Origin of the sequence: Collinsella acetigenes (assembly GCF_012844445.1) — a bacterium.
GTDB classification, from domain to species: domain Bacteria; phylum Actinomycetota; class Coriobacteriia; order Coriobacteriales; family Coriobacteriaceae; genus Collinsella; species Collinsella acetigenes.
This window is the reverse complement of record NZ_JABBCP010000001.1, coordinates 144,637-168,047: the sequence shown is the minus strand read 5'-3', so window position 1 is coordinate 168,047 and position 23,411 is coordinate 144,637. Positions and strand designations below refer to the sequence as shown.

General features: G+C 60.3%; 21 protein-coding genes and 1 tRNA gene. 9 read left to right on the top strand and 13 right to left on the bottom strand.

What is annotated here, in order from left to right; translation table 11 throughout:
* Positions 1–308: 308 nt before the first annotated feature.
* Positions 309–872, bottom strand: a complete 564-nt coding sequence (locus HF320_RS00735; RefSeq protein WP_349290675.1) for an ATP-binding protein — start codon at positions 870–872, stop codon at positions 309–311.
* A 444-nt stretch (positions 873–1,316) separates the two neighbouring features.
* Here HF320_RS00735 and HF320_RS00730 point away from each other — a divergent pair, with 444 nt between their 5' ends.
* From HF320_RS00730 to HF320_RS00715, 4 genes are all read left to right on the top strand, one after another.
* Positions 1,317–1,859 (top strand): UBA domain-containing protein, encoded by a 543-nt coding sequence (locus HF320_RS00730; protein WP_169276644.1) that lies wholly within the window; start codon positions 1,317–1,319, stop codon positions 1,857–1,859.
* A gap of 18 nt (positions 1,860–1,877) precedes the next feature.
* Positions 1,878–2,648, top strand: a complete 771-nt coding sequence (locus HF320_RS00725) for a response regulator transcription factor (RefSeq protein WP_169276643.1) — start codon at positions 1,878–1,880, stop codon at positions 2,646–2,648.
* A complete protein-coding gene (locus tag HF320_RS00720; protein ID WP_169276642.1) occupies positions 2,632–3,927 on the top strand; it encodes a sensor histidine kinase in 1,296 nt (431 codons plus the stop codon). Before HF320_RS00725 ends, HF320_RS00720 begins: the two co-directional genes overlap by 17 nt.
* A gap of 266 nt (positions 3,928–4,193) precedes the next feature.
* The gene (locus HF320_RS00715) at positions 4,194–5,150 is read left to right on the top strand and encodes an ORF6N domain-containing protein (protein ID WP_169276641.1); all 957 of its coding nucleotides are present in this window, start codon (positions 4,194–4,196) and stop codon (positions 5,148–5,150) included.
* Positions 5,151–5,221: 71 nt separating this feature from the next.
* Here HF320_RS00715 and HF320_RS00710 read toward each other — a convergent pair whose 3' ends face one another.
* Both HF320_RS00710 and HF320_RS00705 read right to left on the bottom strand, forming a co-directional pair.
* On the bottom strand, positions 5,222–5,779 hold the full coding sequence (locus HF320_RS00710) for a hypothetical protein (RefSeq protein WP_211158900.1): 558 nt from the start codon (positions 5,777–5,779) through the stop codon (positions 5,222–5,224).
* Positions 5,780–6,109: 330 nt separating this feature from the next.
* Positions 6,110–6,186: transfer RNA gene (locus HF320_RS00705), tRNA-Met, on the bottom strand.
* A 218-nt stretch (positions 6,187–6,404) separates the two neighbouring features.
* On the opposite strand from HF320_RS00705, the gene HF320_RS00700 reads away from it, so the two are divergent.
* Complete coding sequence (locus tag HF320_RS00700) at positions 6,405–7,172, top strand: type III pantothenate kinase (protein WP_169276640.1); 768 nt, start codon at positions 6,405–6,407, stop codon at positions 7,170–7,172.
* 12 nt (positions 7,173–7,184) lie between these two features.
* Here the strand turns inward: HF320_RS00700 and HF320_RS00695 are convergent, their stop codons facing one another.
* The 4 genes from HF320_RS00695 to HF320_RS00680 all read right to left on the bottom strand — a co-directional run bounded on the left by HF320_RS00695 (position 7,185) and on the right by HF320_RS00680 (position 11,598).
* Complete coding sequence (locus HF320_RS00695; RefSeq protein WP_248276564.1) at positions 7,185–8,012, bottom strand: biotin--[acetyl-CoA-carboxylase] ligase; 828 nt, start codon at positions 8,010–8,012, stop codon at positions 7,185–7,187.
* A gap of 97 nt (positions 8,013–8,109) precedes the next feature.
* On the bottom strand, positions 8,110–9,882 hold the full coding sequence (gene folP, locus HF320_RS00690) for a dihydropteroate synthase (RefSeq protein WP_169276638.1): 1,773 nt from the start codon (positions 9,880–9,882) through the stop codon (positions 8,110–8,112).
* 121 nt (positions 9,883–10,003) lie between these two features.
* On the bottom strand, positions 10,004–10,756 hold the full coding sequence (locus HF320_RS00685; protein ID WP_169276637.1) for an NAD-dependent protein deacylase: 753 nt from the start codon (positions 10,754–10,756) through the stop codon (positions 10,004–10,006).
* Between the two features lie 71 nt (positions 10,757–10,827).
* The gene (locus tag HF320_RS00680; protein WP_169276636.1) at positions 10,828–11,598 is read right to left on the bottom strand and encodes a hypothetical protein; all 771 of its coding nucleotides are present in this window, start codon (positions 11,596–11,598) and stop codon (positions 10,828–10,830) included.
* 176 nt (positions 11,599–11,774) lie between these two features.
* On the opposite strand from HF320_RS00680, the gene HF320_RS00675 reads away from it, so the two are divergent.
* Positions 11,775–12,587: an exodeoxyribonuclease III gene (locus HF320_RS00675; protein ID WP_169276635.1), complete on the top strand. Its 813-nt coding sequence runs from the start codon at positions 11,775–11,777 to the stop codon at positions 12,585–12,587.
* A 331-nt stretch (positions 12,588–12,918) separates the two neighbouring features.
* Positions 12,919–14,328, top strand: a complete 1,410-nt coding sequence (gene nhaA, locus HF320_RS00670; protein WP_169276634.1) for a Na+/H+ antiporter NhaA — start codon at positions 12,919–12,921, stop codon at positions 14,326–14,328.
* A 58-nt stretch (positions 14,329–14,386) separates the two neighbouring features.
* Here nhaA and HF320_RS00665 read toward each other — a convergent pair whose 3' ends face one another.
* Genes HF320_RS00665 through HF320_RS00650 form a run of 4 tightly spaced genes read right to left on the bottom strand, consistent with a single transcriptional unit; the run spans position 14,387 to position 19,059 of the window.
* A complete protein-coding gene (locus HF320_RS00665; protein ID WP_349290674.1) occupies positions 14,387–15,100 on the bottom strand; it encodes a DUF6580 family putative transport protein in 714 nt (237 codons plus the stop codon).
* Between the two features lie 10 nt (positions 15,101–15,110).
* Positions 15,111–16,559 carry an ABC transporter ATP-binding protein gene (locus HF320_RS00660; RefSeq protein ID WP_169276633.1) on the bottom strand — a complete coding sequence of 483 codons (1,449 nt, stop codon included), beginning with the start codon at positions 16,557–16,559 and terminating at the stop codon, positions 15,111–15,113.
* Positions 16,556–17,422: an energy-coupling factor transporter transmembrane component T gene (locus HF320_RS00655; protein ID WP_169276632.1), complete on the bottom strand. Its 867-nt coding sequence runs from the start codon at positions 17,420–17,422 to the stop codon at positions 16,556–16,558. Before HF320_RS00655 ends, HF320_RS00660 begins: the two co-directional genes overlap by 4 nt.
* The gene (locus HF320_RS00650) at positions 17,419–19,059 is read right to left on the bottom strand and encodes an outer membrane protein assembly factor BamB family protein (RefSeq protein WP_169276631.1); all 1,641 of its coding nucleotides are present in this window, start codon (positions 19,057–19,059) and stop codon (positions 17,419–17,421) included. Before HF320_RS00650 ends, HF320_RS00655 begins: the two co-directional genes overlap by 4 nt.
* A 246-nt stretch (positions 19,060–19,305) precedes the next feature.
* Between HF320_RS00650 and glmU the strand changes: the two genes are divergently transcribed.
* Together glmU and HF320_RS00640 are read left to right on the top strand one after the other, a co-directional pair.
* Positions 19,306–20,700, top strand: coding sequence for a bifunctional UDP-N-acetylglucosamine diphosphorylase/glucosamine-1-phosphate N-acetyltransferase GlmU (gene glmU, locus HF320_RS00645; protein ID WP_169276630.1), 1,395 nt, complete (start codon positions 19,306–19,308; stop codon positions 20,698–20,700).
* 42 nt (positions 20,701–20,742) lie between these two features.
* The gene (locus HF320_RS00640) at positions 20,743–21,729 is read left to right on the top strand and encodes a ribose-phosphate diphosphokinase (protein ID WP_169276629.1); all 987 of its coding nucleotides are present in this window, start codon (positions 20,743–20,745) and stop codon (positions 21,727–21,729) included.
* A 235-nt stretch (positions 21,730–21,964) separates the two neighbouring features.
* On the opposite strand, the gene HF320_RS00635 is transcribed toward HF320_RS00640, so the two are convergent.
* Positions 21,965–22,285 carry a TIGR04076 family protein gene (locus HF320_RS00635; protein WP_349290673.1) on the bottom strand — a complete coding sequence of 107 codons (321 nt, stop codon included), beginning with the start codon at positions 22,283–22,285 and terminating at the stop codon, positions 21,965–21,967.
* Between the two features lies 1 nt (position 22,286).
* On the bottom strand, positions 22,287–23,114 hold the full coding sequence (locus HF320_RS00630; RefSeq protein ID WP_169276628.1) for a PfkB family carbohydrate kinase: 828 nt from the start codon (positions 23,112–23,114) through the stop codon (positions 22,287–22,289).
* Between the last annotated feature and the right edge of the window lie 297 nt (positions 23,115–23,411).

Sequence of the window (23,411 nt, the reverse complement as noted above, 5' to 3'; positions counted from 1 at the left end):
CAGCTCGCAGTCCACGCTCTCTGCCAATGTCCTCTCGCCTTGCCGTGCGAAGACTCACAACCACAAGCCCAAGGGATGCGAGGTCCCGCTCCTCCGCCAGCCGCCTAGTGAAGTCGTGGGCTTCATGCGTCTGTATTGCCTGATTTCGCTCAAATCTTTCCTCGCAAATTCTTCGCGGCGACGCTTCGTTGCAATTCTTCGCAAAGAATCCGCCCCCAACCGTCGCAGGCGTCAGCGAGAAAAGGTGCGACACTACTGCGAAAAAGGTGCGACACTACTGCGACAAAGGTGCGAAACCGAACCTCTGCCTACCTTATCGCATAGAACTGCCTCGGGTCGTTTGGAGAGGAGCCATGCCACTCGAGCAGCCCTCCCTCCCCGATCAGCTTACCTAGCACGCGGCTTGCCGTTCGACGATCTCTTCCGATGTGCTCCGCGAGCCCCCTTGCCGCCACCTTTCCATTCGTGAAGGCCAGCCTTACGGCGGCGAGTTCATAGTCCCCAAGCGAGGCGATAGCCTCGGCCGAGAGCCTGTCCTCGAGCGCCTCACTTCTCCTGACGGTCCGGGCCACGATGTTGTTCTCGAGCGTCAGCTGGACCTTCGTCCCGCCGGGCTCCGTGTAGACCGGATCGTTGGGCAGGGAGTCCTGCATCTCGGTGTAGATGCGCTTGACGCCCTCGTTCAGCTCCCGGACCCAGCCGAATTCAACCAGCGTGCGCGCGATACGCGGGTTGCGCGAATAGCGGGTGGTCCTCATGTTGTCGAGCGTCACGATGTTCGGGAGCGCCCCCGGGCTGACGATCTCCAGGCGATCGTCGAACATCGAGACCCGGATGTAGTCGCCCCGGAACGAGTAGTCGCGATGGGTCACCGCGTTTTCCCATTGAGCTCTAATACTTTTCCGCGAAGTGAACGTCTGCTTTTAGACCCCTGGAGCATCCGCATTTTTGACAGCAAAATCGCAGGATTTCAGCTTCAAAACCGCAGGAAACGGCACCCGGAAAGTGTCGATGCTTCGGGGGTCCGTTTTCACTCGTTCACTTCTCGGAAAAGTATTAGACCTCGCTATCAGCTGTCCCAAAGATCAGACCGCCCCTCCTTCACGCCATGCAAAACCTGCCTTTTCCGCCCTTTCCCACCGTCACCCAAAAACTCATCCAACATTAATCTTGGCTCAAGAATCGCTTAATCTATAACCTGCACTATAGAGTTCGACCAAGGGCGGGGCGGCACCGCGCAACGCAGGCCGCCGAACGCAACGCTCGCGCCCGGGCAGATCGCCCGGCGTCGCGCCCATCGAACGAAAGGACAGGTCATGGACGACCTCGAAAAAGTTGAAACCATCCGCACCAAGTGCAACGTGAGCTACACAGACGCCAAAGCCGCGCTCGACGCTGTCAACGGCAACGTGCTGGATGCCATCATTTGGCTCGAGTCGCAGGGCAAGACCCAGACCACGTCAGCGCACGCCGCCACCGAGCCCGAGTCAGTCGATGAGCCCTCGGCCGAGATGGTCGCCGCGCAGGCCGCCTACGAAAAGTCGAGCGAAAAGACCGACTTCTCCAAGAAGATGGACAGCGTGTGGGAGTACCTCAAAAAGCTCTTCCGCCTGAGCCTGGACACCAAGTTTATCGCCACACGCCGCGATGCGATCATCCTCAACATTCCTATCTTGATCCCCATCGTCGCGCTGTTTGCCTGGGGTGCCACGATATGGCTGATGCTGATTGGCCTGTTCTTTGGCATGCGCTACCGCATCGACAGCGACGGCGACGTGCCCGGCAGCATCAACAACCTGATGGATCACGCCGCCGATGCCGCGGACGGCATCAAGCAAAATCTGAACGACGACAAGTAATCGCAGATAGGGGCACGTATGGCACGAATCCTGATCGTAGAGGACGAGGAGAAAATCGCCCGCTTTGTGACGCTCGAGCTGGAGCACGAGGGCTATCAGGTGGAGTACGCCGCCGACGGCCGCACCGCCGTGGACCTGGCACTGGAGCACGACTACGATCTGATTCTGCTCGATGTGCTATTGCCGCAGCTCAACGGCATGGAGGTGCTGCGGCGTGTACGTAAGCACAAGGATGTGCCGGTGATTATGGTCACCGCGCGCGATGCCGTGATGGACAAGGTGGCCGGACTCGATGCCGGCGCCGACGATTACCTGACCAAGCCGTTTGCGATTGAGGAGCTGTTCGCACGGATCCGCGTGGCGCTGAAGCGCGCGGAGGCCGTGCGGGCGGCTTCGGGCGTTGGCGGCGTTGGGGCCGGAGAGGGCGCTACGGGTGCCGCTGCGATACCCCCGACTGGCGCCTCGGCCAAGACCTCTGCCGTGCCCTCCCCCGCCGCGCTCACCGTGGGTTCGGTCACGCTCGACCCCGACCGCCGCGAAGTCACGGTCGGAGGCTCGCCCATCGTGCTGACCGCCCGCGAGTTCGACGTCCTCGCCCTGCTTATGGCACATACCGGCACCGTGCTCACGCGCGAGCGCATCGCGCACGAGGCGCTAGGCCACGAATACGTGGGCGACACCAACAACGTCGACGTGCACATCGCGCACCTACGCGCCAAGATCGAAGACGCTGGCGGCGCTCGCATCATCCAGACCGTGCGCGGGGTGGGCTATGCCTGCCGTGCGTAACGCCGAGGCCAAGCGCGTCACCTCCATCGCCCGCGCCATCAACTGGAGCTATATGTGGCGCCGCCTGATGAGCTACGTCTGGCTCGACCTGCTACTGCTGCTTGTTTCGGCGGCAATCCTCGTCTATGGCTACAACCAGGCGCTGCCCGACGGCGCGTTTACCGCAGGATGGATCCCCGGCGCCACCGTTCACGGCATGTCGCTGGCGCCCGCACGCGGCTGGGACCTGGCCACGCTCACCTATACCGTCGAGCTTGCGCGCACCAACAAGACCTTCCCCCTCGCGCAGGACCTCGTCGCGCTGTGGCCCCTCTATATCGTTGTTGTAGGTTGGCAGGCCATCGGCGTGCTCGATATGCTCGGCGGCGCCCGCCGCGTGCGCCGCACTATGGCGCCGCTCAACGACCTGGCTTTGCGCGTGGACGAGCTCGGCCGCATGCAACTCTCCGGCGGCAAGATGGAAACATTAGAGCAGGCCATCGAGCGCGCAAGCGTCGACTCGCCGAGCGTCACCACCGGCGACGCCGATCTGGCGAGTATCGAGGTCGCGCTCAACCGCCTACTGCGCCAGATGCAAGAGGCCAAGCTGCAGCAGATGCGCTTTGTCAACGACGCGAGCCACGAGCTGCGCACGCCCATTGCGGTGATTCAGGGCTACGTAAACATGCTCGACCGCTGGGGCAAAGACGACCCGGCCGTGCTGGCGGAGTCCATCGCCTCGCTCAAGGCCGAAAGCGAGCACATGCAGGAGCTCGTGGAACAACTGCTGTTTTTGGCACGCGGCGATGCCGGCCGCACCGCGCTGCATCGTGTGGACACCAATCTGGCAGCGCTCGTCGGCGAGGTATGCGAAGAATCGCAGATGATTGATGCCGAGCACGCGTATCGGCTGGCTTTTGACGCTGCGTTTGCCAGCGACCCGCGCTGCGACGCGTCCGTCGATGTCGCGCTCGTGAAGCAGGCTCTGCGCGTGATCGTGCAAAACGCCGCCAAGTATTCGGACGCGGGAACGACCGTCACATTTGGCATAACACCCGATGTGGGCACGGGCACGGTCGACATAGCCGTTGAAGACGAGGGCATCGGCATGAACCAGGAATCCGCAGCTCACGCGTTCGAGCGGTTCTACCGTGCCGACAACGCACGCGATGCCGGCACGCAGGGCTCGGGCCTGGGGCTCGCCATCGCCAAGTGGATCGTCGATAGCCACGGCGGCGTCATCGGCGTAACCTCGGTCGAGGGCGTCGGCAGCCGCTTTACGATTCGCCTGCCGCGGTAGGAAGCTCCCTCGTGAAGAGTGGCGAATCACGGTGTCCACGGTCGCCGATCTCCTGGAGATCCAGCGCGGGGCGGGCGCGCCCATCACCATCGACGGGAGCCGAATCACCGTCATGGCGAGGGAGGCTTAGGGCCGACATCGCCACGACGAAGCGCACTCCCTCCCTAACGCCAGAGATCATCGCCACTGAACCGGCAGGCGACGAAGCCCAAGGATGATAAAATGCTTTCGACGCAGGAGCGTCCCCATCTTTGAATCGAGGAACCATGAGCGATTTTGATGCCGAGAACGAATCGGTCGAAACGAGTGCGCCGATAGCCCTGGTCGATTCCGCAAACATAGAGCCCCTAATCCATACCGTTCGTGGGCAGCAGATCATGCTCGATACCGATCTCGCTCGGTTATACGAGGTAGAGACGAAGAATCTCAACCGCGCCGCCGCACGCAACGCCGACAGATTCCCCGAGGACTTCCGTTTTCAACTGACCAAAGAGGAGGACGAGTCTTTGAGGTGCCAAATTGGAACCTCAAAGATCGTGGAGGGTCGCGGCGGGCGGCGTTACCTCCCTTATGCCTATACCGAGCAGGGCATAGCCATGCTGTCCGGCGTGCTACGCAGCGAAGTGGCGGTGCAGACCAGTATCAGTATCATGAGGGCGTTTGTCGCCATGCGCCACCTCCTCGCCGAAAATGCCACCCTGTTTGAGCGGCTGCGCGGTGTCGAGTTGAGTCAGGCGGCGTTTCAGCAATCGACCGACGAGCGCTTCAACCAGGTGTTCCGCCTGCTCGAAGGCGAGGTCGAGAAACCCCAGCGGATCTTCTTCGCCGGGCAGATGTTCGACGCCTTCAGCCTGCTGACAGATCTCGTGAGCCGCGCCGAGCGCGAAATCTCCCTCGTGGACGGCTACGCAGACGTCCACACCCTGAACATCCTCGCAAAGAAGCGCAAGGGCGTCGCGGTGACCGTCTACACCTCCGGCAACCGGCTCACGCAAGGCGACGTCGACGTGTTCAACGCACAGTACCCGCAGCTCACCGTCCGCCGCACCAGAACGTTCCACGACCGTTTCCTTATCCTCGACAGTGCGACCGCGTATCACATCGGCGCATCCCTCAAGGACGCGGGAAAGAAGTGCTTCGGCATAGACCTCATCCAAGACGAGGAGCTGACGAAGATGCTCATCGAGATGCTAAAGCTCCTCGATGAGCATCAAACGGCTTGAGCGTTATCCGATCTCTTGCTGCAAGCCCTAAAGTTTGAGCATGATCGCTGAAAGCCTCGTTAGTCAACGTGTCAAAGCAGGCCCTGGTCCGCAAGCCTTCGATAATGCTTGCCGAGGAGCGTCAACCGGCAGGACTTGCTCTCCATCGCCGCGTTCCACATATGATCGGCGCCAACTGGAACCAGAAGACCATGCCGGTTGTATTTCTGGAGCAGAGAGAACACCCGGTTGTTCCTGGGCTCTACTGGAGGCATAGCGTCTGTTCTCCCCTCGTCCCTTGGCTCATACGACGGGTCCAGCCTGTATTCATAGTCCTCTGTTGGGAAGAGCTTTTTCAGCTTCCGCAAATCATCGAGTGAGATTGCGGGATCGACTTCGCGCAGCGACACGAAGCTGTCCGTGTTCGTTTTGAAAACAGGCCTTTGGCCCCACATGCCAAGCGTTTGATCGATGTGCGCATAGGCACTGCCCGGCGTGATACTGCCTATCAGATTCGCCGCAGCGCCCTCTAGGGCGTTTATGAGAAGACTTGTAAAAACGCCATGCCCCTTACGCTCAAGCGAGGTCTCACCGCCTCGCGAGGCGGTGAGGATGGTGACACCCTCCGCGATTGCGGCATGGTTCTCCATACCCGCGACCGGTCCCGCCGCCACCGAGAACCATCCGAGCCGCCGCTAATTTGAACTGTCTATCGAAGCGCTTCCCTTTCTGGCTCACATAGAGCACCCTTTGTCCTCAACTCGATGTCCAAGAAATCTTTCCCACTCCAGAGGTTCCCGGGGCAATGCGCTAGACCTATTCCTCAATAACGAAAATTTTTCAATTTTGAGGAATAGACTCAAGACGGCAACCTTGTTTTCATTCGGCACCGTCGCGCCTCAGAGAGAGACGAAGCCGCATCATGTCGATCGCCAACAAAAAAGCCCGGAAGCCGTTAAGCTTCCGGGCTACAAAATTCTTGGTCGCGGGGGCAGGATTTGAACCTACGACCTCCGGGTTATGAGCCCGGCGAGCTACCAGACTGCTCCACCCCGCAATGTCTGGACGCACCTCGTGCGCAAGAAAGTATATTACGATGCACCTATGCCTGATGCAAGAAGAAACTTTGTTTGCTCGCACATCTCCACAATTTAGGGCGTTTTATCCACAATTGGCGCAAACTCAGCGCCCCATCCAGCCACATGGCAGCAAGCTCGAAGTATACAATTGACGCGAATCATTTGCATCGCGCATGCGTCATATGAAGGGAAACTCATGCTTTTAGCTGTGGATATGGGAAACACGCAAACCGCCCTCGGCCTGTTTGACGGAGACGACCTTGTCCACTCCTGGCGCATGCCCACCGATCGCACCTTCACTGCCGACGAGGTCCACATGCGTCTTGAGGGCTACTTTCGCATGTCCAACCTGGACCTTAGCCAGGTCAAAGCCATCGCTTTTGCCGGCGTAGTGCCCGAACTCTCGCGCGAGTGGCACGCCGTGGCAGCGCGCCTTACGGCAACCGCCGTGGTCGTGGGCACGCAGACAGCCCAGGCAACCAAGTTGCGCGTAGCCAACCCCGCCGAGGTCGGTGCCGACCGCATCGCCAATGCCGTTGCTGCTGAGACCTTCTACGGCGCGCCCGCCATCGTGGTCGACTTTGGCACCGCCACCAATATCGATGTTATCGACAGCGAGGGCTATTATATCGGTGGCTCCATCGCCCCCGGTATCCGCATCTCCATGGACGCCCTCACCGCACGCGCTTCCAAGCTGGCAAGCGTTCCGCTCGAATCCCCTGCCCATGCCATTGGACGCAACACCGTCGAATGCGTGCAGAGCGGAGCCGTAATCGGTGCCGCCGCCATGGCGGAAGGCCTCGTGGCCCGCATTAAAAACGAGCTCGGCGCACCCGATGCCCGCGTTATCGCCACGGGCGGCCTCAGCAGCGTGGTGGCGCAATCGACCGACGTCTTTGACGTCATCGACAACCAGCTCACTCTGCGTGGCATCCGCGAGATCTATCGTCGCATGACGGAGTAATACGACACGCCCCTAAATTTGACGCAAGCTTACGGCTTCTGAAGGATAGTTCTGCTCGCCCGCAGGGGTAATAACCACCGCACGGCCCCAGATATCCAGACCGGAGAACGTGCCCGTATCCATCACATGGCCCGTCGGCGCAATCACAGCAACCTGTTTGCCCAGCATGGGCACCATGTCGAAGTACTCAGAAAGAATCGGCGCCATGGGCCCCATGCCTGCCTGCATCGTGGCCATCCTCGCAGCCCACGCATCCACGCGAGCAATCATCGCATTGCGCAGCATGCCAGCGAGTTCTTGCATATCGGGGCAACCGTCCTCCCCCATCAGATCGTCGAGCGAGATGGGCTCCAGCGCCTGTGGGCTCACCTGAGATCCCACACCCTCGACCGTCAGCGGATGCAGGTTAACACCCAGTCCCACCACGGCAAACGGACCGTCGGCACTCGCCTTGGCCTCCACCAAGATGCCCGCGAGTTTGCGATCAAAGGGCTCGTCCTCCCCTGCCGCGACGCGCGCCACGATATCGTTAGGCCACTTGATACCCACGCGCTCAGCCAGACCAAGCTCACGCAGTGTATCGACCACGCCCATCGCGCACACTGCCGGCAGCGCCGTGAACTCCTGCATGCGAACGCCCGGGCGCAGCACGCAGGAAAGATAGATGCTCCCCGCAGGCGAGGCCCATACGTGACCGCGCCTGCCGCGACCTTCCGTTTGCTCCTGCGCGCACACGCACCAACCGTGCGGCGCGCCCTCGCGGCCGCGCTCGATCGCCACATCATTAGTCGACGTCACCGACTCCTCAAACACGATCTGCGGCAACTCGCCGGCAATCATCTCGCCCACAAGCACTCCTTCAACACAAAACGCCCCGTTTGAACAGCGGCGCGAATATCCACGCCTGCCGCCCAAACGGGGGCCGAATCAAACAAAACTACAGCGAGCCCAGCTCGCCCACAATATGGCCCACGCGGTCCTCAGGCTCCTTTACGTCCACGCCCTCGTAGCGGAAGAAACGCGCCGGGTCGTGCATAAGGTCCTCGAGGGGCACAAGCACAAAGTCGCGCTCGCCTAACTTGGGATGCGGCAGGCGCAGCTTATCACCGCCGTGAATCTCGCCTTCCATCCACAAAAGGTCGCAATCGAGCGTGCGCGGCCCGTTGGCACGTGCGCTCTTGGTGCGATTGCGTCCCAGTTTGTTCTCGACCTCCATGAGCTGATCCAGCAGGATAAGCGGAGCGAGCTCGGTGCGAATCTCGATAACAGCGTTGGCAAAGGGCTCCTGGCGCTCCTCGTAAGCAGGCTCACTCTCGTAAATGCGTGAGCAGTTGGAAACGCAGGTCATGGGGATCTCGGCAATGAGGTCCTTAGCAGCGCGGATGTTATCCAAGCGGCGGCCCAGATTGGAGCCGAGGGCCACGAACGCCCGGCGCGGCTGAGGCTTGGCAACTGCCCAGTAACCGTTGATAAACTGCGCGAAACCGGCCACATCATGCACGCGCACAATGTTCGCACCAGCCTGGATGGCACCCAGGCATACGCCAAAGGTGGCAGCGTCGCGCGCGGTAGCATCCGCCACGCCCGAGACGGTGCCCACAAAACGCTTGCGCGAAACCGCGCACAGCAGCGGGTAGCCGAGCGAGGCCATCTTGGCCGTCTCGCGCTGGATGATGATGTCCTCGTTCGCAGTCTTGCCAAAGCCGGCACCCGGATCGATGCAGATGCGCTCGCGCGCAACGCCCGCCTGCATAAGGGCGCGCGCCTGGTCGGACAAAAAGCCCATGACGCGACGCATGATGGGGGCAGAATCGGGCATGGTAAAGCGGCGCAACTGCGAGGTGCTCACGTAGGCTTCCTCGCGATGCACGGAGCGAGCCATAACAGCGGCGAGCGCATCGGGCTCGGGCTGGGCGGTATCGGCAACAACCGCGGCAGCCGTGGTCTCGATGGCAGAACCGGCGAGCGCCGCGCCGATAGCCTCGGCAGAAGGAGCGTCGGATGGCGTCTCGGCGGCGTCCGACGCCTCAGTGTCCTTAGCGGCAGCATCCTTGCCCTTGATAGGCTTCTTCTTGTCGTTTTTCTCGGGCACGATGTCTGCCGGAAGTTCGTCAAAGGGAAGCAGGGGCTGGATCAGGCTGCGCTTGGTATTGCGGCTTTTGCGCGCCGCGACCGCGCTCTCCGCAGCGGCACGGGCCTTCTCGGCCACAAAAGCAGCGGCAGAGGTATCCAACTGCACGGCAGTGTGCGCGTGCGCGGGAGCCGTGAGCTCGCCCGCATGCATAACCACCACACCGCAGTTGTTGGTTGTCACAAAGTCGAGCATCTTGGGATCGGTGAAGCCCGTCACGTCATTGACGATCGAGGCGCCCACGCGCACGGCGGCCTTGGCCACCTCGACATGGCGTGTATCGACCGAGACAATGGCTCCGCGCTGAGCAAGCGCACGGATCACCGGCAGCACGCGACGCGCCTCTTCGTCGGGAGAGACGGGCGTGAAGCCGGGGCGTGTGGACTCGCCGCCCACGTCGATGATGTCGGCGCCGTCGTCGAGCATCTTGAGGCCGTACGCGATGGCGGCCTCGGTATCCATGTGCTCGCCGCCGTCGCTAAAGGAATCGGGCGTAACGTTGAGGACGCCCATGATGCGCGGGCGGTCAAACTTGAGCTCGTACTTCCCGCAGCGCCAGACTTTGGTGTCGTGAGCCATAGATGTCCTTTCGAAAACTGTACATGCCAATAGCCAAGCTACCGGCACGATGATATGCGTATGATGCCGCGCACAGATGCAAGCGCGGGGCATGACACTCTATTGTATCCGCCTGCAGGACTTAAAAATCGAAGGCAGCTGCGATGTCGCAGGAAATCAAGAGGTCGGCATTATGATCTTGCGGTGTAGGGTCGCGGTTGATGATCACGAGCTTCTCCCCGTTAAAAAAACGAGTGAGACCGGCCGCGGGATAGACTACAAGCGAAGTGCCGCCGATGATGAGCATGTCCGCATGGGCAATGGCATCCACCGCACCGTTGACCACGTTGTCGTCGAGAGGCTCCTCATAAAGAACGACATCGGGCTTGATCTCGCCGCGGCACAGGGGACATATGGGCACGCCTTGCGCGTCCTCGTGCTCACGCGCCATGATCCACTTGGCATCGTAGGTCTTGCCGCAGCGCTGGCAAACGTTGCGATGCACCGAGCCGTGCAGCTCAAAGACGTTCTTCGAGCCCGCTATCTGGTGAAGACCGTCGATATTTTGCGTCACCACGGCATCGAGCTTGCCCGCCGCCTCCAGCTCGGCGAGCTTGGTGTGCGCGCGATTGGGCTTTGCATCGAGCGCAATCATCTTCTTGCGATAGAAATTGTAGAAGTCCGGCTTATGGGACACAAAGAACGAGTGCGAGAGCATCGTCTCGGGCGGATAGTCGAACTGCTGATGATATAGGCCGTCCACGCTGCGAAAATCCGGAATTCCACTCGCCGTGGACACGCCCGCACCGCCAAAGAACACCGTGTGCTCATGCGTCTCGAACAAACTCGCCAGGGCCCGCTGGGCCTCGGCGGCATTGGTTATAGCCTCTGCCATGTGCGCCTCCTTGTTTGCCTTGATTCAGCATAGCGCACAAGTGCGTGCGTGGCCTTCGCGAGCGGGAGCGGTTACCGATCGTCGCACGGCTTACCAAAGTGAGCCCCCTGGGCAGGACCGTCGTCCTCAAGGTCGTCATCAATAACAGGGGCATTGTCGCTAGAGAGATCCGCATCGGCAGCGCCAGCAGCATCGCCATCGGTGGGGTTATCGTCGTTCGTATCCTCATCGTCCGCGGCGTCATTGCCAGGCGCATCGTCCGACTCAAACTCGGGCTCGACAGCAGGCGCTTCGCTCTCGCGTGCATCAGCATCGTCCGGCTCAGCGGCATCCTCGGCAGATTTTTCGGCGCCATCGCTTTCGGCATCTTTGTCGGGTTCAGCCTCGGCATCTTCCGCTACGGGCTTCCTGGGCAGCATCTGCGCGCACGCAAACGCGATGACGGCCGAGCACAGCACAACGAGCATGCCAGGCCTCGTAAGGCTTCCCATGCCAAAAATTCCACGGATCACAAATTTTGCCAGCAAGACGCCAACGATCGCGAATGCCACCAGCCCCGATGAGGCCAAGAACAGGCGCTTCGCATCATAGTTGCGACAGACAACCATGATGCCCATTGCGCCCACAGCCGTGCTCGCGACTGCAAGAAGTAATGCCAAGAGCGCCATCTCGATCGCAACGTTGCGCAAATGAGGCTCAATGATGCCCGGCAGCACGGCAAGATGAACGGCGCCAACCGCAGCCAGCATAAAGGCGGCAACAAAAAGAACGATAGAGGCGACCTTGCATGCAATCTCGAGGCGCTCTGCCCCAAGCCGGCCCGTGTTTTGCGCGTCCGACATCGCGAACCTTTCTAAAACGTTTTTGAAAAACCACGCCAATCGCGCGGTATGCTGCACCAACTGGATATTATACGGATGCGCAGCTCGTTTTACAGGCGCACTGCCAATTTGTCTTTGCTGCGATTACATTTACCGCTAAATCGCATGCCTTCCCATCGGAATGCCCAGGAGGACCCATGTCCCAACGCTATCTTTTTGCCTCGTGGAACGTTAACGGCCTGCGTGCCGTGATAAAGAAGTCGCCCAGCTTTGAGGAGATCGCGCAAGAGCTCGATGCCGATGTCTTTGCCTTGCAAGAAACAAAACTGCAAGAGGGACAAGTGGATCTCGATTTGCCGGGCTATTTTCAAACCTGGAGCTATGCCGAGCGCAAGGGCTATTCGGGAACAGCCGTGTTCAGCCGCGAGGAGCCGCTTTCCGTTCGTCGAGCGGCCGACCTTCTTGAATGCGCCGTGCCCGAGGCGCACGACCTCGTGGCCGAAGCCTGCACGGAGGGGCGCGTTTGTGCTCTCGAATTCGAACACTTTTGGTTTGTAGACGTCTACACGCCCAACGCACAAAACGAGCTCGCTCGCCTGAACGTGCGCATGGCCTGGGACGATGCTTTCCGCGCGTTTCTCAAAAGCCTGGAAGCAGAAGGCAAGCCCGTTGTCACCTGCGGCGACTTTAACGTAGCCCATCAGGAAATCGACCTCAAGAACCCTCGCACCAACCGTGGCAATGCCGGCTTTTCCGACGAGGAGCGCGGCAAGTTCACCGATCTCTTGGACGCCGGGTTCACCGACACCTGGCGCTCGCTCAACCCCGAGGTCACAGGCGCATATAGCTGGTGGAGCTACCGCTTTAACGCACGCAAGAACAACGCCGGCTGGCGCATCGACTACTTCTTGGTGAGCGACGAGATTGCCCAAAACGTGCGCGGCGCGGGCATCCGCAATGACATCTTTGGCTCCGACCACTGCCCGGTCACGCTCGAGATCGAACTCTAGCCGCCACAATCATTGCTCGCCGCAGCCTCTCGACACAAAAATGGGCGCCCACCGCGCAGTGAACTGCCTCGTTTTTATCGAGCCGCTACTCTTCCCTATCAGTCAGAGCCAGCAGATCCTCCTCGCCGGTACAAACCTTAAAAACCTTCTCGACTCCGTAGACAAAGATCTTGCCATCGCAACGGTCGAAACAGGAGCGTAACGCGGCGGCAATTTATATGTTTCCGACCGCGGTGAGCAATCGTGCACGACGCCGACGGGGTTATAACAAAGAGCGGCAAAGTGTGAGAGAGGGCGCAAACTGCCGAGTTGCGCCATAGAGGAGCAGCTTATGAGCACATCAAACGCAACTGGGCACAACACGGCAGCAACTCCGCAGTCAAAAATCGTCGCCGTTCCGGCCGTTGCACGCCGGTACGCGCGCAAGCCCGCCATCCAGCGCATCACCAGCAACGGTACCATTGCCGCAGCCGCCATGGTGCTTGCCGCCATCGTGGCAGTGATCGTGGCGAACACCGATGCCTACTTTGCCGTGCGTGAATTCCTCGAGGCGCCGCTCGCCGTGCAGGTAGGACCCTTTATCGGCAGCATCTCACTCGAAGGCTTTATCAACGACTTCCTCATGGCGATCTTCTTCCTCTCCGTAGGTATCGAGCTTAAATACGAGCTCACCGCCGGTGTTCTCACCAACCCGCGCCATGCGCTCATGCCCATCCTCGCAGCATGTGGCGGCGTAGCTGTGCCCGCCTTGATATACAGCGTCTTTAATGCGAGCGGCAACATTGGCGGCTGGGCCGTGCCCATCGCGACCGATATCGCCTTTGCACTGGGCATTATGTCGCTTGCAGGAGACAAGGTGGCACCCGCCGCAAAGGTGTTTTTCTCCACGCTTGCCATCGCCGATGATTTGCTGGGCATCATCGTAATCGCGCTCTTCTATGGGCAGACGCCCTCCATTCCCCGGCTCGCCGCAGCCGTTGGCGTCTGCGTGCTGCTGGGCCTGCTCAACGTACTGCAGGTATTCCATGCACGCTACTACGTGGTGCTCGGCATCTTGCTGTGGTTTTGCATGCTCAACTCGGGCGTGCATGCCACCCTTGCCGGCGTGATCTTGGCATTCTTCTTGCCCGCACGTTCTGATATTCGCCTCGATTCGGTCAAGGACTGGCTAAGCGATCGCGGCGACGAGCTCGACGACATCTATGACCCGCAGATGCACGTGCTGGGCCAGCACGAGTTCACGCACACCGCCAAGCGTGTGGAAAACATCATGCATCGCGTGACGCCGCCGCTGCAGCGCGTGGAAACAACCATCGCCACGCCGGTCAACTTTATCATCCTGCCGCTCTTTGCCTTTGCAAATGCCCAGCTCAGGCTTGTTGGCGTCGACATGGCCAGCGTGGTGAGCGACCCGGTGGCACTGGGCTGCTTCTTTGGCCTGGTTTTGGGCAAGCCCATTGGCATCATCGCCGTCACGGCGCTGAGCGTGAAGATTGGCTTTTCACCTCTGCCCGAAGGCGCCACATGGGGGCAGATGCTTTGCGTGGGAGTCCTGGGCGGCGTGGGCTTTACCATGTGCATTTTGATTTCGGGCCTGTCATTTAGCTCCGGCCCCGAGCAGTTGGCGGCAAAATGCGCCGTCCTTGCCGCAAGCGTCACCGCCTCGCTGCTTGGTCTGGCGCTGCTCAACGTTGCCCATGCGACCGAGGTACGCAAGGGCAAGCAGGTAGCTGCGGAGTAGGCGGCCTGCCAGCTAGCCCAAACCGTCGCGAAGGCCCTCGGGCGCGCAGACTGCGCGGCTACTCGCCAGCGCGCAAGTCGTACTTTTGCACCACGCGGTCGATTCTGCGCGTCCATGGAGCATAGAGCGCGGCAAGGAATACACAGGTAGCAGCGCTGTGCATAAGGTCAAACGGCACCGCTGCAGAGACGCGCGCGATAATGCCCGCCACCGTGAGGGGCTGGACAAAGCCAATCACGTCATACGCGTTGATAATCACGCCGTACAGCAAACCCGAAGCGGCGCCATATGCAAGTAGCGCTGGCATGCGAACACTGCCACTTGCACGCCTAAAGGCTCCGGCGCGGGCGAGCAATCCGCCCACGTAGCCCACCACGCCCCAGGCGTACATCTGCCATGGTGTCCACATGCCCTGGCCAAAAAAGAAATTGCTGGTGAGAGCCGCCAGCGCACCAACCATAAATCCCGAACGCGCGCCCAAACAGGCGCCCGCGATGATAGCAATGGCAGAAACGGGCTTGAAATCGGGAATTGGCCCAAACAGGATGCGTCCCGCCGCAGCCAAGGCGACCAGCACGAGCGTGGGCATGATTTGCCGCAGCGCCGGGCGACTCGCCTCGTAGCCCGCAAAGAACATGGCGAGCACAAGCACCACCATCGCAAGCATTAAGAGAGCCGCCTGAGCAATGCCCAGGTACAGCATAATGCCCATGCATAGCGGCACGATCAAAAGCATCGGCCCCTCTATGGAGCGCCATATGCGAGCAAACACGCGAGCTCCTTTACGGCCGGTAGTACACATTGTTGGCAAAAAACGTCGTTACGGGTTCGGTAGAGGCAATCTCGCCATCGAACATCATGGATACCGTGTCGGCCACCTGCTGCACAAAATCGAGGTCATGCGACGCCATGAGCACGGTCTTGCCCTGGGCTCGAAGGTCAAGAAGCACATGCGCAACCTTTGAGCGTGCCTGCGCGTCCAATCCCTTAGTGGGCTCATCGAGCAGCAGCACGTCCGGTTTTGTCAACAGCAGCTTGCCGATGGCGAGCAACTGTTGCTGACCGCCCGAAAGATCGTACGGATGCACAGATCCCTGTGCCGTAAGGCCCAGCTTCTCCAGCAGCCGATGCGCCTCTTCCTCGCCATAGCCAAGCTGGCCAGACCACTCCATCAGCTCATCAAGCGTTGTCTCGGCGGCAAACAGGGCGCGGGGGTCCTGCGGCAACAGCACGCGCCGCCCATCTCCGGCACGCAACTTGCCACGCTGGAGGCGTGACGAGCCCGCCGCAAGCGTGAGCAACGTCGATTTACCGCAGCCGTTGCCGCCTACCAACGCATGGATTTGCGCCTTGGCAACACGCAGGTCAAGGTTTCGCAGCACCCAGGGAGATTCGCGATCATACCTAAACCAGGCATCGTCAAACGTGAGCGGGGAAGGGGCGTCTTTCCACTGCACCCGCGGGGGCACGGTCTTGCCGGTATCTACCAGCGGCTCCCGTATGCGCAGCGCTTCCATATCGGAAATCTCTCGTACCTGCCCATCTACAAGCTCAAACGCGCAGGTTGCATAATCAATCATCGCGCGCGGGGCATGCGTAGCCACCACCACGGTGCACCCCAGCTCGCGGTTGATGCGAAAGAGGGCATGGAGAAAATTGCGCTCGGCCACCGGATCGAGTTGCGAAGTAGGCTCATCGAGCAACAGCAGCGACGGTTGCGCCACAAGCGTCGAGGCAAGGGCGAGCAGCTGTTTGCGACCGCCCGAAAGCGAATCGGTGCTCTGTCTAAACCAATCGTCGATGCCAAAGAAATAGCTGGTCTCGGCTATAAGGCGACGCATCTCGTCTTGCGGGGTACCTAGATTCTCAAGGCAAAATGCCATCTCGTGCCAAACGCTCTCGCACACGATCTGGTTATCGGGATTCTGAAATACATAGCCTATGCTCCGCGCGCTCCGTGCGTCGTCGAGCCGGTCAACGTCAACGCCGTCCACCGCAAGCGAGCCCTCACGGGTGCCCGTAGGCGCAATCTGCGACTTGAGCAGAGAAAGCAATGTCGACTTGCCCGATCCGGTGCCACCTACAAGTATGGCAAAGGCGCCGCGGGGAACTTTCCAGTTCAAATCGCGCAGCACGGGGGCTTTGGCTTGCGGATACGAAAACGTAAGCCCCTCCACGGCGATGGCTGCAGCGGGTGCCGACGTCTCGTTCCAATCGTATGTCTCGCTCATGCAAACCTCCTCGAGCGCACAGCATGCATCGCGGCCGGAAACAGCATCCATGCGGCATAGGGAACGTACCCCCACCAGACAACCAAGCGGCTCAGCACGGGATAGAACAAGAACTGGCTGCACGCCACCATGGCAAGTACGCAGCAGAGCACGGCGACAAGAAGCAAGCCCGTGAGCGCATACACATCCCGGGCGCGAAAGCGGTAGCGCGTGTAGGTAGTACGGCGAGGAGCAGCGCCCCAGCCGCGGGCGCGCATGGCATCGGCCATCTCCAGCGAGTCTTCCATACCCCAGCCCATCAACACCGAAGAAAGACGCAGGCGGCTCTTTACTGCATCGACCGCACCTGCTGTCGGCACGCCCTGTGCTCCCTGGACCGCAAGGATTTGATGCCCCCGGCGCACAAAACGCGGAATCATCCGCATCGTGCCCGAAATCATCAGCGCAACCACGGGAGCCACATTGCCAAAAAGCGCCATAACCTTATCGAACGTCAACATACGAGAGCCGGCCATAAACCACAGGGTGCTTGCCACAAACAGGCCACCCATGGCTAAACCGTACATCAGGCTCTCAAGATAAACAGCCCGGGCACCCAGGTAAAAAAGAACCGTAGAACCCGAGGCGGAAAAAAGCGGGTTAAACAGCGCGATGATGGCGATGATGGGAAGCTGCCAGCGAAGGCCCGCGAGGGTTGAGCGCGGACCACGTGCGCAGCAGTTTGCGGCAAATGCCCCGATGAGCGAAATAGCAATCAGCACCGGCTGCATCGCCGCCATGGTAAGGCAAAGCGTGACGATTACGTAGCACGCCGGCACGGCGGGATGCGATGTTTCGAATACGTAGAAAGACCGCTGTTTCATGAACGCCTGTCGTCCTCTCGGCTTCGCCAGACATCCAAACCTTCGTCGCTTAAGCGACGGCCGCCCTTGTTGCGAATCACGGCATATGCGCCAAATGCCGCAACAAAAATCAAAGCGCCAACACCAAGGCCCGCGCCATTGGGAAGTGTGACACCTGCCAAAGATGCGCCGAGCGTATCGAGACTATTCGAGCCGCCCACCGGGGTATTTACCGTTCGGCTCTCATCGGCGGCAAACACCGTTAGCTCCCCGCGCGACACAGCAAAAACAGAGCCGTCGCGATTTACCGACAGCGCATGCGAAAGGGGCGCGGCCGCAGCGTCGAAAGGCCCGCCTCCCGTCCCCTCTTTGCCCGCAATGCGCTGGACCGAAGCCTTGGAATCGTTTGCCTGTTCTATATAAAAGAGCAATCCATCCTCCGCCTGGGCATACACGCCGAGTGTCATGGCAGAAGCTTTCTCTCCGTAGGCAACCGGCAGCAACTCGCTTATTGCGCTGGAGCATACGGGAATCTGGGCATCGGCGCGCAACGAAAGCGCGGTACCGTCCCTCGTCAGGCGATAGACAGATCCATCGGAGCCTCCCACGTACACCGCGTCGTCAACGCACACCGGGGCGCAGGAAGACAGGGCGCAACCAAGAATCACGGAGTTTTCGATCCGCAGGCTCGAATCGGCAGCCTCCACCAGGCAAACCGTTCCATCGGACGCCGCAACGGCAAGGGCCTCGCCCTCTCCCGCCGCGCCCGCAGATGCCGACGAGGCACACGACGCCAGCCCTGCCGAAGCGGTAGCGGCGCTGTCGAGCAGCTTGCCCGAAGCAGCTTCGAGCAAATAGGCCACGGAGTTAGCGCCACTCACCAGCAAACGGCCCTGCGAGTAAAGCGCTGCAGGCAGAGCGCCCTCGCCCGTAGCAACGCCATCAAGCAAAGCCCCTTTCGGTAGCGCAAGATCCTCCTGCCACAGCAGTGACCCGTCCACCGAGGAAAACGAGGCGACTCTGGTCTCCAAGCAGCCGTTCCCCCGATAGGAAAACGTCACGAACACGCAGCCCTCAGCGTACACAGGCGTGGAGCACGAACTCCACGTTGCGCCCTCCACGCCCAGCGGCACACCCTCGCCAGAAACCCATGCGCTCGTTAGGTCCTCGTCATATGCCGCCAGGCGGCCGTCTGCCAAAGGAACCATCAAAGCGCTATCGGCAAACATACACGAACCGAGCGACTGCGCGGGCAGTGACACCTGCTTGCAAACCTTGCCACTCGTCGCGTCATACTGGGCCAGGCTTGTTTTATCCAAAAGATATAGATAGGTTGCCTGCCCGCGCTGACGAAGGACAGCAGCGCACGGAGCGCCCGCGTCCGCGCTCCACAGCACCTTGTCACTTGCCGGCGCCATAACGGGCACGGCGCCCACCGGAGCGCCCGCTGCGGCAGTGCTTGCATAGCCAGCCCATGCGGTGTAGGGATCATTAAAGGTCGATTCGGCAACATCTGCGCCCCGCGCTACAGCAGGAGAGGCAAAACCAGCCATCAAAAGCACCACGGCAGCAAGGGCATAAGCCCGCATGCGCAACGCCGCTCGAAGCGAACCCGCATCGTGCGCCCCCGACCTGTCGGCACTCTGGAACAATCGCATCAAAAACTCCTCCGGCGGGACCATGCATCCCGTGTCACCTTCGCTTTCGCTATTGTAACGGCTCTCAAAACGCCCCCACGTCGCCATGCGCAAACCCCATAACGCATGCCCATCGCGCATCTTTGCTGTGCTCTTGATGCCATGTGTCATCCGCACGCCATTCACGCCCCCGCCTGCGGTATCATCAAAACCTGTCGCGGCAGTAAGCGCCACCGCGCAGTACATACCAAACAACCCGGGAGAAGCATGGACGCAACCGCCATCATCCTCGCCGCCGGCGAGGGCACACGCATGAAGTCCAACCATGCCAAGGTATCGCATAAGATCCTTGGCAAGCCGATGATCAACTGGATCGTCGACGCTACGATCGCCGCAGGCTGCAGCCGCGTGATCGTTGTCGTGGGAAGCCATGCAGACGAAGTGCGCGCGCTTCTCCAAGATGCATATGTCAACTCCCCCATCACCGTCGAGACGGTTGAGCAGGTTGAGCGCCTGGGTACCGGCCACGCCGTAAAGGTGGCCATCGAGGCTTGCGGCATCGATGCCGGCCCTGTTGTGGTGCTCAACGGCGACCTGCCCCTCATCCAGGCGGACACGGTAGCAAAGTTCGCACAAACCGTAGACGGCGGCACCTACGCCGCGGCCGCTCTCACCTTCACTCCGCCCGAGCCCTTTGGCTACGGACGCATTGAACTTGACGAAGACGGCTCCATCGCCCGTATCATCGAGCAGAAAGATTGCACGCCCGAGCAGTCCGAAACACTCCTTGAGTGCAACGCCGGCTGCTACGCCTTCGATGGCGCCCAGCTCAAGCAGCATATCGGCGAGATTACCAACGACAACGCGCAGAGCGAATACTATTTGCCCGACATGCTCGAAATCCTCAAAGGCGCAGGCCAGTCCGTCACCATCTTCCATTGTGACGACTATCGCGACGGCCTGGGCGTGAACTCACGCGCTCAGCTCGCCGAACTCACCGCCATCGCACGCGACCGCATCAATGCCCACTGGATGGCCGAGGGCGTCACATTCCTCGACCCCACACAGGCATGGGTCGGACCCGACGCCACCATCGGTCGCGATACTATCGTGTGGCCGCAAACGCATCTGATCGGCAACACCCATGTGGGCGAAAACTGCCAGCTTGGCCCCAATAGCCGCCTTATCGATACCCAGGTGGGCAACGGCTGCGTGGTCGACGAGACCGTCTCCATCGAGGCCGTCCTCGAGAACAACGTCAACTGCGGCCCGCGCGCTTATCTGCGCCCGGGCACTCACATGCTCGACGGCTCTAAGGCCGGCACGCACGTGGAGATCAAGAAGTCCACCATCGGCCGCGGCTCCAAGGTTCCGCACCTCTCCTATATCGGTGACACCACCATGGGCGAGGGCGTGAACGTGGGCGCCGGCTCTATCACATGCAATTACGATGGCAAACATAAAAATCCGACCACCATTGGCGACCGAACCTTCATCGGTTCCGATACTATGATGGTGGCTCCCGTTAATATCGGATCCGACGCCGTAACAGGCGCCGGTGGAACCATTACCAAGGATGTCCCTGATGGCGCGCTTGCTCTCGAGCGCACCAAGCAGTGCATCATAGAGGGCTGGGGCACGCGCCACAACGCGGGCAACTAGCTCAACGACAAGGGTCAAGTACGTACTAAGGAGTAGGGGCAGATGCCAACTAACGATCCCACCAAAAGGCGGGCGATCTACAAGACCATGCGCGTGTATTCCGGTTCTTCCAACCGTCCGCTCGCGCAGAAAATCGCTGACATCCTAGGGGTCGAGCTTTCCGGCCTCGCTCTTGAGCAGTTTGCCAATGGCGAGATCTACGCTCGTTACGAGGAGACTGTCCGCGGCGCCGATGTCTTCCTGATCCAGTCCATCGCCGGCGAGAACGTCAACGACATGCTCATGGAGGTGCTGGTGGCCGCCGACGCCGCCAAGCGCGCTTCTGCCCGTTCCATCACCGCCGTCATCACGCACTACGGCTATGCTCGCCAGGACCGCAAGGCCGCTCCCCGCGAGCCCATCACCGCTCGTCTGGTCGCCGACCTGCTCGAGTGCTCTGGCGTGAACAACATCATCACGCTCGACCTGCACCAGGGCCAGATCGTGGGCTTCTTTGACGTCCCGGTCAACCACCTTTCCGCCCTGCCGCTGTTCGCCGATTACTACAATGCCATGAACCTCGACAAGGAGAACCTCGTTGTCGTGTCCCCCGATGTGGGCCGCGCTAAGGCAGCCAAGAAGCTGTCCGATATGCTCGATTGTGACCTCGCAATCGCCCACAAGGGCCGTCCGCACCACAACCAGGCCGAGGTCATGGGCATCATCGGTGACATCAAGGGCAAGACCTGCATCATCAACGACGACATGATCGATACCGCAGGCACCCTGTGCGCCAACGTCCGTGAGCTCAAGGCCCTGGGTGCCGGCGACATCTACGTATGCGCCACCCATGGCATCTTCTCGGGCAAGGCCATCGAGCGCCTGAACGACGCCCCCATCGTGGAGTGCGTGGTCACCGACGCCATCCCCGTCGAGGTTGGCGGCAAGATCAAGACCATCACCGTGGCCGACGAGTTTGCCAGCGCCATCGCCGCTGTGTATAACGAGGAGTCCGTGTCCCGCCTCATCGGCGGCGACTTTGCCATGTAAGCCTTTGCGGCATAGCAAGTAATGCGGGGTGCATCTCAATTGAGGTGCGCCCCGCTTTTTGTTCTGTGTAAGAACGAGAACTTGTCCTTAGAGCAACGCACGGCATTCTAAGGACAAGTTAAGGCCAAAACTTGTCCTTAGAATTTCTGCAGACGCTCTAAGGACGACTTCTTGCAATGAGAGCTCGGCTCTCGTCGAAATCTCTTTGCGACCAATCGAGACGCTCAGGCCCGAACTACTCCACGACCTCGGCCAAAAAGACATTGAGGGTATCGACCTCGGGACAGCAGAACTTGGCAGTACCGGGCTCGTTGCCGGGAACAGCACCTCCGTAGCGAAGAATATCGATGTAGGGGAACCCCACATGACAGGCCATGGGGCAGAGCTTGCCGCGATCGCGGTCGAAGTCAAAGACATCGCCCGGCTTGTGCCCATGATGACATCGACACTTCCCCAGCTGGTCCACGCAGGTAATGTGAATGCTCGGGCGCTTGCCACGCGGCGCCCCTGCGGGCTTGAGACTCGCGGTTCCCTCGCCCATCGCCTCGTTTGCCACGTTACTCACCGTCAATCACGTCAAGGCAAGCCTCGATAGGCATGCCCGCAGACTTATCCTCTTGATCGGCATTGCGAGCAATAAGCTCGCGCACCACACGTGCGGCATCGGCGGAAGCACGTTCCAACGACCATCCGTGCATCACGCGGCCCAGCAGCACGCTGGAGAATGTATCGCCCGTACCGGGGAAATACACGGGCAGCATATTGATAGGCACCGTGAAATACTCGCCGGTCGTATGGTCAAAACCCACGATGACATCGGCACCCTCGACCTTGCAGCTGGTGATAACTACCGATTTAGCGCCAAGGTCGCGCACGGCATCGACCAGCGCACGGGCCGCCTCGGAAGTGAGTTCGCTCTCCATAGACGTCTCGGTAAGCAGGCATGCCTCGGTATAGTTGGGCACCGCGCAGTCCGCGCATTCTACCAGGCTTCGCATAAGGCCGATCGTGGACTCCGGCACGCCGGCATACAGTTTGCCGTTATCGGCCATGATGGGGTCGACAAACACCTTAGTGCCCGTCTTTGCGCGGCGATGGCAAAAATCGGAGATGATGCGCGCCTCTTCCTCCGTAACGATAAAACCGGTGGAGATGGCATCGAACTCAAAGCCCAGGTCTTCCCAGATAGCAAGGCTTTCGCGCACATATTCCGTAGTGTCGTGAATATAGAACTTGGGATAATTGAGCGTATCGGACACCAAGGCCGTAGGCAGGTTATGAATGCGGTAGCCCATATGCGAAAGCACGGGCAGCATGGCCGAAAGCGCCACCTTGCCATAGCCGCACATGTCGTTAATCAGCAAAAGTTGCTGGATGTTTTTCATCTGGTCCCCTTAGCGATTCGAGCGTCCACACGGCGCCGCGATTGCCCCAGTGTAGCGCAGAGACGCATAAGGGACACTCATCCGCTAGACTCTCGATAGAATTGTTTACCTGTGGACCGCCCGCACAAAGCCGTGCGCCCAAATGCTTTGCAACCGATACCCCGAGAAGCCCCTATGCAGCCGCACCGCGTCCTCTTTGTATGCCATGACGCTACCTGTCGCATCCTTAGATTAATGTCTGGAAAAGTCGGGATTTTCGCTTACGGAGCACGGACAGTCGTTACCTCGTGTGGAATA